This window comes from Lactobacillus sp. UMNPBX12, assembly GCF_002553955.1.
Lineage (GTDB): Bacteria > Bacillota > Bacilli > Lactobacillales > Lactobacillaceae > Lactobacillus > Lactobacillus crispatus.
This window is the reverse complement of record NZ_PCYY01000021.1, coordinates 1-11,577: the sequence shown is the minus strand read 5'-3', so window position 1 is coordinate 11,577 and position 11,577 is coordinate 1. Positions and strand designations below refer to the sequence as shown.

At 36.6% G+C, this 11,577-nt stretch carries 11 protein-coding genes and 1 pseudogene; 6 read left to right on the top strand and 6 right to left on the bottom strand.

Annotation, left to right across the window (positions count from 1 at the left end):
* Positions 1-8: 8 nt before the first annotated feature.
* A complete protein-coding gene (locus tag CP363_RS08230; RefSeq protein WP_068813689.1) occupies positions 9-656 on the bottom strand; it encodes a DUF4767 domain-containing protein in 648 nt (215 codons plus the stop codon).
* Positions 657-762: 106 nt separating this feature from the next.
* Positions 763-1,251: a nitroreductase family protein gene (locus CP363_RS08225; RefSeq protein ID WP_098036120.1), complete on the bottom strand. Its 489-nt coding sequence runs from the start codon at positions 1,249-1,251 to the stop codon at positions 763-765.
* Positions 1,252-1,369: 118 nt separating this feature from the next.
* On the opposite strand from CP363_RS08225, the gene CP363_RS08220 reads away from it, so the two are divergent.
* The 6 genes and pseudogenes from CP363_RS08220 (at position 1,370) to CP363_RS08195 (ending at position 8,112) form a co-directional block, all read left to right on the top strand.
* The gene (locus CP363_RS08220) at positions 1,370-2,236 is read left to right on the top strand and encodes an ROK family protein (RefSeq protein ID WP_098036119.1); all 867 of its coding nucleotides are present in this window, start codon (positions 1,370-1,372) and stop codon (positions 2,234-2,236) included.
* Positions 2,237-2,419: 183 nt separating this feature from the next.
* Positions 2,420-3,802 (top strand): glycoside hydrolase family 1 protein, encoded by a 1,383-nt coding sequence (locus CP363_RS08215; protein ID WP_098036118.1) that lies wholly within the window; start codon positions 2,420-2,422, stop codon positions 3,800-3,802.
* Positions 3,802-5,229, top strand: a pseudogene (locus CP363_RS08210) (PTS sugar transporter subunit IIC). Before CP363_RS08215 ends, CP363_RS08210 begins: the two are co-directional and overlap by 1 nt.
* Before the next feature lie 155 nt (positions 5,230-5,384).
* Positions 5,385-6,107 (top strand): GntR family transcriptional regulator, encoded by a 723-nt coding sequence (locus CP363_RS08205; RefSeq protein WP_061204629.1) that lies wholly within the window; start codon positions 5,385-5,387, stop codon positions 6,105-6,107.
* Positions 6,108-6,117: 10 nt separating this feature from the next.
* The gene (locus CP363_RS08200) at positions 6,118-7,599 is read left to right on the top strand and encodes a glycoside hydrolase family 1 protein (RefSeq protein ID WP_098036117.1); all 1,482 of its coding nucleotides are present in this window, start codon (positions 6,118-6,120) and stop codon (positions 7,597-7,599) included.
* 102 nt (positions 7,600-7,701) lie between these two features.
* Positions 7,702-8,112: a DUF3284 domain-containing protein gene (locus CP363_RS08195; protein ID WP_005721311.1), complete on the top strand. Its 411-nt coding sequence runs from the start codon at positions 7,702-7,704 to the stop codon at positions 8,110-8,112.
* Between the two features lie 106 nt (positions 8,113-8,218).
* Here CP363_RS08195 and celB read toward each other — a convergent pair whose 3' ends face one another.
* The 4 genes from celB to CP363_RS08175 form a co-directional block, all read right to left on the bottom strand.
* On the bottom strand, positions 8,219-9,571 hold the full coding sequence (celB, locus tag CP363_RS08190) for a PTS cellobiose transporter subunit IIC (protein WP_098036116.1): 1,353 nt from the start codon (positions 9,569-9,571) through the stop codon (positions 8,219-8,221).
* A 164-nt stretch (positions 9,572-9,735) separates the two neighbouring features.
* Entirely contained in the window at positions 9,736-10,263 is a 528-nt protein-coding gene (locus tag CP363_RS08185) for a PTS cellobiose transporter subunit IIA (protein ID WP_080668527.1), read from the bottom strand.
* 95 nt (positions 10,264-10,358) lie between these two features.
* Positions 10,359-10,730: a PTS lactose/cellobiose transporter subunit IIA gene (locus CP363_RS08180; RefSeq protein WP_005728116.1), complete on the bottom strand. Its 372-nt coding sequence runs from the start codon at positions 10,728-10,730 to the stop codon at positions 10,359-10,361.
* A gap of 40 nt (positions 10,731-10,770) precedes the next feature.
* Complete coding sequence (locus tag CP363_RS08175; protein ID WP_005718920.1) at positions 10,771-11,109, bottom strand: PTS sugar transporter subunit IIB; 339 nt, start codon at positions 11,107-11,109, stop codon at positions 10,771-10,773.
* Between the last annotated feature and the right edge of the window lie 468 nt (positions 11,110-11,577).

Here is an 11,577-nt window from a genome sequence, read left to right as displayed (position 1 = left end):
TTTAATCTTTATTTTACTAATTGACTAAAGATTTTATTCAGAGATGTATCTTTAACTACTTTAACTACAATTGGGTTGCCATTCCTAGACTGATCAAGCAAGATAACCGGCTTATCAGATTTAAGGCAGAATAAGTAAGTATTGTGCCAAGATTTAAAGTCATCATTAGCAATTGCCAGCACATTATAATCATATTTTGCCTTGCCCGTTGGACTGTAGCCTATCTTAATTGACTTTTTATTCAAAACAAACCGATTAGTTGCTAGCACTCCAGGATAAGTTGCACCCTTTTTGGTCTTTAAATTCTTTTTCCCATCATAAAACTGATAGGTCTGACCGGACTTTTTACCCCAGTTATTGACTGCAGTCTTTAACTTGGCTGTCTTAGCTGTATTCCAAATTACAACAGCCGACTTTTTAGTCTTATTTTTCTTATTCTCTTTGATTTTCTTTTTCGAGTCTTTTTTAGGCTTAATCTTCTTGGAACTTGAAGATTGTACCTTGGCAGATTTAGCCTTTTTTACGCTTACTGTTTTCTTATTTTGTTTTACTTCACCAATCGTCACTGCATCTTTACCAAAATGTACTTGACTACAACCCGTCAAAGTCACAGCTAAAGTGACTGCAGCAATACCTACAAAAATTTTTCTATTCATAAATAGCTCCATTTGTTATTTCTTATGTCTATTATCACACAAAACCTCCCTCTTTAACCGCTGTTTAAACAAAAAAAGAGCTAATTTTCACATTAGCTCTTTTTAATTAATAAATTGTAACTTGATAACGATTTGAACGATCCGTTGCTTCCGGTTTTTCTCCAATCTTGCCAACCGGCACGATGACACTCGTCTGAAAGGCAGGATCAATCCCCAGCTCCTTCTGCAATTCGCTGTCATCATTTAATCTAGCTGCGCCGCCCATTACATAAACGGAGCCAAGACCTAAGTCTGTCGCCTCAAGCATAATGTTCTCTGCACCACAGGATGCATCCCGCTCGCCAAACATGCTGTCTTTTTCAGTATTAATTATAAATAATACTGGGGCATGATAACACGCATTATCGGTCTTCGTCTCAATCTTGTCGCGCAATGCTTCATCTTTAACAACCACCAAGCTCATTACATCTGTCTGATGCATTCCACAAGGAGTCGTTTGAAAAGCAGCAATTAGACTCTTAATCTCATCGTCTGAAATAGATTCACTGCTAAAGTTTCTAACAGCTCTCCGATTTGTAAAAATTGAATTAACCATATATGCCTTCGTTTTTACTTTACATGCCTATTTTAGCATTCAAGATTTTATTGACAACGTTTTCATGAATAATTATGATGGTGGTAAAAAGTATAGATTTTTATGAGGTGAATACATAATGAATTTAGCAGCAATTGATATTGGTGGTACAACGATTAAACTCGCAACTTGGAAAGATGGCAAATTACAAAATAACCATGCAGTTGATACTCCTAAGGATTTAAATGGCTTTTATGATGTTTTAACAGCAGAAATTAATAAAATCAAACAAGATACTAAAATCGAAGGAGTAGCCATCTCCTCACCCGGTGCCGTTGATCAAAAGACTGGAATCATTGGTGGCTCATCTGCCTTGCCTTACATCCATAATTTTAAGATTGTTGAAGAATTAGAAAAAAGATTTGAATTACCTGTATCTATCGAAAATGATGCTAACTCTGCTGCCTTAGGTGAATTAGCTGCTGGTGCTGGAAAAGGTTGCAATTCAATGGCCTTTTTTGTTATCGGTACCGGAATTGGTGGAGCCTTAATTATTAATCAAAAAGTTTGGCATGGGGCTCATCTTTTTGGCGGTGAATTTGGCTACATGCTAATGGGAACACATACTTTAAGCGAACTTGCTTCTCCGGTTACAATGGCTAACCATTATAATGAAAGAACCGGTAAAAATCTTGATGGTAAAACCGTTTTTGCCTTAGCTGATCAAGATGATCCCGTTGCAAGCGATGTCCGCTCTACTCTAATTCATTCCCTGGCAGTTGCCATCTACAATATTCAACACAGCTTTGATCCTGAAAAAATAGTTCTAGGTGGTGGCATTTCTAACAACCCTGAGTTAATTCCTCTCCTAAACAAAGAAATTGATCAAATTGAAGCAAATTCAGACTTACATACCTTAAAGCCTGTCATTGCCCTCTGTTCACTAAAAAGCGATGCCAACTTGCGTGGAGCAGTTGCTAATTTCGAGCAAAAGCATCAAAATTAATCAAACTATAATTGTTATTTTATCTAAAATAATCTTTCTACAAGCCTATATAAATGGGCTTTTTTCTTTATGTAAAGTAAAAGTATATATTTTTAACTAATTAGATCTTTATTTTCATTATTAATCTGATATGCTTATTTATGTAGATAAATGAAAGTGCTTACAGAGGTAGAGAGGAAATAGATGACTGAAAAGCGCAAATTGCCATCCACCTTTTTCTGGGGCAACTCAGTTTCAAGTATGCAAACTGAAGGTGCTTGGAATGAAGATGGCAAAGGTCTCTCCGTTTATGATGTTCGCCCTGCTACTGACAAAACAACTGATTGGCATGTAGCAATTGATGAATATCATAGATACGATGAAGACCTCGACCTAATGAAAGATATGCATCTGAACATGTATCGAATTCAAATTTCATGGTCACGTGTATGTCCTGATGGCGACGGCGACTTCAACGAAAAAGGTATCGACTTTTATGATCGTTTAATCAATGCGATGCTTAAACGTGGCATTGAACCAATGATTTGTCTTTACCATTTCGACATGCCACTGAATTTAGCTAAGAAATACAATGGCTTTATGTCACGGCATGTAGTTGACGCGTTCGTTCGCTTTGGTAAAAAGATGATTGATCACTTCGGTGACCGGGTAAAGTATTGGATCGTTTTCAATGAACATAACCTTTACTTCCAAGATGAAGTTTTCAATATTTCAGGTTATGAACATGGTGACAAGAGCTTAGATGATATGTACACCATCTTCCACCATACGATGATGTGTCACATTCAATTAGCTAATTACATCCACGAAAATTATTCTGATGTAAAAATTGGCGGTATGCTTGCCTACCAACAAATTTATCCAGCTACCAGCAAACCTGAAGATATTTGGGCTGCCAAACAAGTTCAAGAATTTTTAAACTTCAATATTTATGATGCCGATACTGGTCGTGGTTACTCACCAGAAGTAATGCAATATGCCAATAACCATCACATCAACATGGATATCACTGATGAAGACAAAGAAATTATGAAAAAAGCTAAAGCTGACTTCCTTGCCTTTTCATATTACTCATCATGGGTATTATCAAGTGACAAAATTCCTGCCAGTGAGGCTCCTAACCGCTACCTTAACCACGGCGGCGTAGAAGCCAAATACGTAAAAACTAACGGTTGGGGCTGGGCAATCGATCCACTTGGCTTCAGAAATGCAATCACTACCATGTATAACTACTACCATATTCCTATTTTCCCTATTGAAAATGGGATTGGTCTTAAAGAGACATGGGATGGCAAGAATATGATCGAAGATGATGAGAGAATTGCATATCATCGCGATCACATTAAAGCCATGAAGGATGCCATTTTTGATGATGGTGCTAAGGTTCTTGGCTATCTCGGCTGGGGCTTAATCGATATTCCAAGCTCTCATGCTGATATGGAAAAGCGCTACGGTGCTATTTACGTCAATAGATCAAATCATGACTTAAAAGACTTAAAACGTGTACCTAAGAAATCATTTTACTGGTTCCAAAAGGTACTTAGTGATAATGGAGATGAATTATAATGGCTGATCAAAAACAATCTGGATTTGGCTTATGGGTTAACCAACACATAATGCCACCAATCATGAAATTCGTTAACACTAAAGCAATTACCGCTCTGCAAAATGGTATGGTTTACTCACTGCCATTCATTATTATCGGTTCTATTTTCCTGATTTTAGGAAATATTCCTATTAAGTCCGTTGCAGATGCAATTAATGCTTCTGGTTGGGGTGCTATTTTTGCACAAGCCAACAATACCACCTTCCAAATGATGGGTTTGTAGGCTGCTATTGGTATTGCTTATATTTATGTTAAAAACGAAAATTACGAACCTTTAGCACCAGGTCTTACTTCAGCAGCTGCTTTCTTAATGCTACAAAACTTAAGCATTGATAATCCATTAAAGGCTGCTTTAACTTCAGGTCTTACTGATGGTTCAATGACAGGTAAAGTAGTAACAGAAAACATTGATAAATTGCCTCATGCTTTACAATCATTCTTAGAATCACCTGTTACTGGTGTAATTAACACTAAGTGGCTTGGTGGTGACGGTATGATCGCTGCAATTATCGTTGGTTTACTTGTTGGTTGGATCTACACAATGATTATGAAGGCAGGTTGGACTATTAAGATGCCAGCTCAAGTTCCACCTGCAGTATCTAACCAATTTACTGCTATGATTCCTTCAGGTGTTATCCTTACAGGTTCAATGTTGATTTATGCTGCATTTAATGCATTTGCACACACTGACTTCTTAAACTGGATCTACAATACTTTACAAATTCCTCTTCAAGGTATTTCAGACTCATTCGGTGGTGCTATTGCTATTGGATTCCTTGTACCATTCTTCTGGTTCTTCGGTGTCCACGGTGGTTTGATCATGGGATCACTTGTTGCTCCAATGCTTCAAGCCAACACTGCTGACAACGCTAGATTATTCGCTGAAGGCAAACTTACTATTGCTCAAGGTGCTCACGTTGTCACTAATGAATTCTACAACAACTTCATTAACTTAACTGGTTCTGGTATTACTATTGGTTTAATTATCTTCACTTTAGTTGCTGCTAAATCAGTTCAATTGAAGTCAATTGGTAAGTTAGAATTAGTACCTGGTATCTTCAACATTAACGAACCATTCCTCTTCGGTTTGCCAATCGTTATGAACCCAATGCTTGCTGTACCTTTCTTCTTAACTCCATTAGTAGTTGCTGCTTCAACTTACTTGGTTATCAAAACTGGTATTGTTCCACCACTTAATGGTGTTGCCGCTCCATGGACTACACCAGCTGTTATCTCTGGTTTCTTAATTGGTGGCTGGAAGATGGCCATCTGGCAGGCATGTACGTTACTTATTTCAACAGCTATTTACTGGCCATTTGCTAGAAAATACGATAAGGTATTGCTCGCTAAAGAAATGAAAGAAGCTAAACAAGAAGCAAATAAGTAAAAATATGCTAATCATATAAAATTAAATATAGTTTTAGAAAGAGAGATGCCATTAATGCTTGTAAAATAGTAAAAATGACGTCTCTTTTTTGATAAAGTATAGACTTTTGTTTTAAAATAGAAGTATAAGTATAAAAGTAAAGAAGATGAAAAAACATGGCAAAGGCAAAATATTTAGAGGTCGCAAGTGAATTAAAAAAACGTATTGAAAATGGTGTTTACAGTAAGCAAGAGCCCTTACCTGATCAAGAGGCATTCGCTAAAGAATTTGACGTTAGTCGTCTGACTGTAAAAAAGGCTTTCGATGGTTTGGAACGACAAGGACTAGTTTATAAACAATCTGGCTTAGGCACATTTGTCGCAGGCGAAATTCCAATTAAATCTGATATTGACTCTCCCGTCAATGCTTTTACTGGTTTAAGAAACTTACTAGGAAAAAACGAAGTTACAAGTAAGGTGCTACACTTCTCTGTTGAGTTTCCCGATGAGCAAATACAAAAGAACCTCGATCTAAAGCGAAATGAACCAGTCTATAACATTGTTCGACTTAGAATCTATGATGATCAACCCTACATTATTGAGCATACTTATATGCCAATTAAGCTGGTTCCCGAATTAGATGAGAAGATTCTACATGCATCAATCTATAATTACATCCATCAAAAATTGCATTTAAAGTTTGGTCATGCTTATCGAAAAATTCGTGCTGCTAAACCCAACGAATACGATAAAAAATTCTTAGATGCTAAAGATGATGACCCAATGCTTGAGCTAGAACAGATCATTTGGCTTACAAATGGGCAACCAATCGAATATTCAACCAGTAGAAATCGATACGATACTCGCGATTACGTTTTATTAGATAATAACCGATTTTAGGAGGTATTTTATGGCATTCTCAAAAAATTTCACTTGGGGTGGCGCTACTGCAGCTAACCAATATGAAGGTGGTTATGATGAAGGCGGCAAGGGTTTAAATGCTGTTGACGTTTTAACTAATGGCTCAGCAACTGAACCGCGTAAGGTAACTTGGAAAAAGCCTAATGGTGAAACTGGAGCTACGCCTCTAGTTTGGGGGCAAGAATTTAGTCTACCTGAAGGTGCTGTTCCAACTATTTTAGACGGTTACTACTACCCTAGCCACCAAGGAACGGACTTTTATCACCACTATCAAGAAGATATTAAATTAATGGCCGACATGGGCTTTGATGTTTTCAGGCTATCAATGAACTGGTCCAGAATTTTGCCAAATGGTGATGACGAACAACCTAATGAAGACGGATTAGCCTTTTACGATAAAGTATTTGATGAATGTGCTAAGTATGGCATTGAACCACTGGTAACTTTATCCCACTATGAGACACCTCTTTCTTTAATTACCCGCTACGGTGGCTGGAAAGATCGCCATTTAATCGATGCTTTCGTTCACTACTCTGATATCGTGATGAAGCACTACAAAGGCAAAGTTAGATATTGGCTTACTTTTAACGAAATCAACGCCATGGACATGGCTCCTTATATGGGTGGCGGTTTAATCGATGGTAGCGAACAAAATCGTGCTCAAGGTGCTCACAATCAATTCGTAGCTAGCGCTAAGGTAGTTAAATTAGCCCATGAAATTGACCCCAACAACCGTGTTGGCCAAATGCTAGCTTATTCTGCCTACTACCCTTACACTTGTGATCCTGCTGATCAACTTAAAGTGATGGAAGCCAAGCAAGAGATGCTCTTCTACAGTGATGTTCAAACTGGCGGCCGCTACCCTAACTATCGTCTTAAGAAATATGAACGTGATGGGATTAAGCTTAATGATACACCAGAAGATTATGAATTAATTGCTAAATATCCAGCAGATTTCTTAAGTTTTTCTTGCTACACCTCAAACGTTTTAACCACTCATGAAGCTGATGCTAAAGCTAACGGTAATGTTTCTGCTGGTGGTGTAGTTAACCCATATCTTGAGAGTAATGCTTGGGGCTGGGCAACTGATCCAGATGTTTTACGAATCGGCCTAAATGAGCTCTGGGATCGTTACCACAAGCCTCTATGGGTAGTAGAAAATGGTTTAGGTTCTGCTGACACCCTTGAAAAAGATGGATCAATTCATGATAACTATCGTATTGATTACTTACGAGACCAGATCAAATCAATGCGGGATGCTGTCACAATTGATGGTGTCGATTTGATGGGATACACTACCTGGTCAGCAATCGATCTTGTCTCAAATGGGACTGGTGAGATGAAGAAACGCTATGGTTTTGTCTATGTTGATCGTGATGACCGTGGCAATGGCTCACTCAAGCGTTATCCTAAAGATTCATTCTACTGGTATAAAAAAGTTATCACCTCAAATGGTGAGGATTTAGACTAAAACTTTTATTTATAAGTAGAGCCTAGCTAAAAAGTGCTAGACTCTATTTTTCTAAAAAGATATGATGAAAGCATAAGTAATATAGATGAGAGAAGGAAAAGTATGATTACAATTACTAAACAATTCAACTTCAAGGCTAAGGACTTCTTTGATTACCTTGAAGAACAATTAATTCCTGCTATTAAAAAAGCTCGTGGTAATGACATGCCGGTAACGCTTGCTAAAGGTACTAAATACGAGGTGGATGGTGCCCAAGTAGAATTAACCGATTACGAAAGAAACAAGGTCTATGGGGCTCATTTTAAGACAGATCGAATGGAATTAGTGATTAAATATGTCACTGAGGATAACGATCAAGGCGTAAAAATCACCTTTTCTGAAGACATGCTTAGCTTTGACCGCGAGAAACACGGCAAACTCCAAACTATGTTTTACAATTTCCAATTAAAGATGGGCGCAAAGAAAGAATTAAGACGAATGGGTGACAATGTTTTAGCTAATATTGCAGCTTAAAATCGCCATCTCAGCAGCAAAAAGACCATAACTACTTCTAATTGTGTTGTAGTTATGGTCTTTTTTTGTTCAAATTAACAATCTTATCTATATCAAAATTAATCTATTAGTTCTTAGTAGCGTCAGCCTGTTCCTTCTTCAATAAGACATTGTCATAGTGCTTGATGAATGGGAACCAAACTAAGAAGGCAACAAATGCACAAACGATTGAAAGCACGGCACCTTGCCAGCTAGTAGTTGCAAGATAACCACTCAAACCCACTGGAGTTGGCCATGGTTGTTGCACAATAATCTTAGGTACTAAATGTGAAGTTACTGCGATGTAACCCACCAAGCCAGAAGCAAGTGGAGCACAAATGAATGGCACAAGCAAGTTAATGTTATAAACGATTGGCAAACCGAATAACAATGGTTCATTAATATTAAAAATGGCAGGAACCAATTCAACCTTACCAATTTCTTTCAATTGAGCTGAACGAGAACCAAAGGCTAACCAGATTGCCATCCCTAAAGTAGCACCTGAACCACCAATAATTACAAAGGAGTTCATCGGATCACCTGCAAAGAAGTGATTAGCACCATTTACATTAGCAGCCATATTAACTAAAACAATTGGAGTATAGAATGAGCCCATGATAGTAGCACCATGAATTCCGAACCACCATAAGAAGTGAATCAAGAAAATGATAATCAAAAAGCCCCACCAAGTATCAGCAATTGCACTGATGAATGAGAATGGAATGTAAAGAACTTGGAAAATATCAGTTCCTAAAGTTACCAAAATTAGTTCAATCAATGCAACTACAACAGCAATACAAAAGCCTGGGATCAAAGCGCTAAATGAGTTAGAAACACCAGATGGAACTGATGCAGGCATTTTTATTCTCCAGTTGTGCTTAACAGTGTAACGGTAGATCTGAACTGTAAGCCATGCAATTACTAATCCAGTGAAGATACCAACGGCAGCAATTCTGGTAATACCATTTGTTGAGGCTTCATAACCGCCTGCCACCATTTTAGTCTTAGTAAATGTAGTAATAAATTGAACAGCACCATTTTTCCAAATAAGTTCCGGAACAGTAATGAAGAATGCCATTAAGAACATCATCAAACCGTTCATCGGTACCAAATCAATTTTCTCTTCTCTTCGATAAATATCCGTGTATGAATAAGCAAAAGTACCTGCAAATACTAATGCCAAGATACCCATAGTCGAGTTGTAAACTACTTGGAATAAGCCACTAAAACGTCCTAAAGTATTCGCATAAAATGCGGCAAATCCTGGAATTGGAAATGCTTGAGGCAGCACATTCAAAATTAAGAAAACTGCCCCGATAATTGAAAATGAAATAACGCTATAACCAGCGTCCATAATAGCTCTAACAAAACGTGAACCTGCAAATTTACCTGCTTTTGCAGCTAGCGCATCTTTAAAAGAGCCAGATTTTGAATCAGCCATATTTCTTTCCCCCAATATTCTGAAATATCATTAAATCTGAACAACCTTATTATAGCGAAAGCGTTTTCTAATGTAAACGCTTTTTATTGATATATTTTGGTTTTTTAAAATGTATATTTTTGAAATTACTTCTAATAAAAAAAGTTCATGTAACTTTACATGAACTATTGTTGGTGCTTCTTAAAAGTCTCTATCACCTTGTGATAACGATCTTGATCATTCATAATTTGATGAATTCGGTATTCGCTCCAAACACACAATAAAATGCCAGCTAAAAACAAAGTTGTCATAAAGAACATAATACTTTGATTTTCGATGAATGGGAATAAATACTTACCCAATGGCAAAAACGTCAATATTATAAAAAGTAAATTTAAAGCTGCTTGTACTTCAAGATAAACTTTGCTAATTGGGACCTCTCGTTTTCGATTATGCATTTTAGTTAACTGCTCAATCGAAGCAATCCCACTATAAATTGTCATAATTGCCGAAACAATAATGCCAAGAACACTATGATAATTTACATCAATAATTAGCCACATCAAGTTGGTAAAAAAGAAGATGGTAATAATATATCTAATTAACAAATATCGACTAAAATACATATACTTAATGCTATCTTCATGTCTTTTCTTAGCCATCTCTGTCTGTTCTTTTTTAATGTTTTGTTTATTCATTTTTCTTCGTCTCATTTCTTGCCTAATAATTATATTTAAGCACAAATCAGGCAAAAATTATCGAAAAAAATAACTCCCGCACTCGCAGGAGTTATTTTCATTTTCAGCGATTACTTATCTTCTTTTTTAAGAGAGCCAGATTCATACAGCTTTTCGTAAAGATCAACCATTTCTCCAGCTAAATCTCTAAAGGTGATAGCATTCATCAAGTGGTCTTGAGAGTGAACTACTAACAAAGTTACATGCATGTGGTCACCTTGCGCTTCTTTAGTTAACATGCCGGTTTGTGAATTGTGAGCTTCAAGAAGTGATTTGTCACTTTCCTTCAACTTTTCACGAGCACCTGCAATATCGCCCTTTTTAGCCAAGCGAATTGCTTCAAAGGCTAAACTCTTTGCATTACCACCATTGGCAATTAAACCCATAGCAGCCATTAAAGTTTCTTGTTCTTTTTGTTCTGGAGTTTTCTTTTCTTCTGCCATAAAATCTGTCTCACTTTCCTTAGCTATTTTAGCTAATTAATTATTCACCTTTGATCAATTTTTCAGCTTGTGCCAAAACGTTAGCACCATTCATCATGCCGTAATCTTGCATATTAATTACGTCTAAAGGAATGTCCTTACCGTCTTTGCCCTTACCTTTAACCTTGTTTTCGAAGTCACCTTTCATGTAACTTACTTGAGGCCCAAGAAGTACACAATCGATTTCTTGTTGTGCCATCTTGTCGTCAGCTTCTGATGCTGGGCAAGCAAAGATTTCTGCATCAATACCTTGTTCCTTAGCAGCAGCTTGCATCTTAGTTACTAAGAGTGAAGTACTCATACCAGCACTACAATTTAACATGATAGTTTGTTCAGCCATAATAAATTTCCTCCTGAAATTTTTATTTTATAGTTTAATTAGCTTTTATTGATCTACACCAATTATTATAAAACGCTTTCATCGATTTGTAAACAAAAAATTATACATGCACGGCTTAGTCTTACCATGCTTATATAATCATCTCAAGCAAAAGATATATACTTTTATCTCCTGACAGCCAATATTATATACCTTTTGTAAGCATTTTCAAATACATATTCTCAGTATATTAAGTAAAATCGTTTACATGCGCATGCTTTAGCATAAAAAATAAATTATTTTTAGCAAACGCTTTCAATTAATAAATGAATACTGTTAGAATGTATATGTAATTTATTCCTTTACAATAGAAAGGAGGCAGAATCTTGAGTCGCTATCAAGACATTGCCAATGATATAGAAAAAAATATTATCGAAAATTGCAATTTCAAATTGAACACTTTTGAAAATTAAATTCTGTATATTGAAT

What these genes read in the sequence shown, in the direction of transcription:
- CP363_RS08230 (WP_068813689.1), bottom strand. Translation starts at nt 656, where the DNA reads ATGAATAGAAAAATTTTTGTAGGTATTGCTGCAGTCACTTTAGCTGTG.
- CP363_RS08225 (WP_098036120.1), bottom strand. Translation starts at nt 1,251, where the DNA reads ATGGTTAATTCAATTTTTACAAATCGGAGAGCTGTTAGAAACTTTAGC.
- CP363_RS08220 (WP_098036119.1), top strand. Translation starts at nt 1,370, where the DNA reads ATGAATTTAGCAGCAATTGATATTGGTGGTACAACGATTAAACTCGCA.
- CP363_RS08215 (WP_098036118.1), top strand. Translation starts at nt 2,420, where the DNA reads ATGACTGAAAAGCGCAAATTGCCATCCACCTTTTTCTGGGGCAACTCA.
- CP363_RS08205 (WP_061204629.1), top strand. Translation starts at nt 5,385, where the DNA reads ATGGCAAAGGCAAAATATTTAGAGGTCGCAAGTGAATTAAAAAAACGT.
- CP363_RS08200 (WP_098036117.1), top strand. Translation starts at nt 6,118, where the DNA reads ATGGCATTCTCAAAAAATTTCACTTGGGGTGGCGCTACTGCAGCTAAC.
- CP363_RS08195 (WP_005721311.1), top strand. Translation starts at nt 7,702, where the DNA reads ATGATTACAATTACTAAACAATTCAACTTCAAGGCTAAGGACTTCTTT.
- celB (WP_098036116.1), bottom strand. Translation starts at nt 9,571, where the DNA reads ATGGCTGATTCAAAATCTGGCTCTTTTAAAGATGCGCTAGCTGCAAAA.
- CP363_RS08185 (WP_080668527.1), bottom strand. Translation starts at nt 10,263, where the DNA reads ATGAGACGAAGAAAAATGAATAAACAAAACATTAAAAAAGAACAGACA.
- CP363_RS08180 (WP_005728116.1), bottom strand. Translation starts at nt 10,730, where the DNA reads ATGGCAGAAGAAAAGAAAACTCCAGAACAAAAAGAACAAGAAACTTTA.
- CP363_RS08175 (WP_005718920.1), bottom strand. Translation starts at nt 11,109, where the DNA reads ATGGCTGAACAAACTATCATGTTAAATTGTAGTGCTGGTATGAGTACT.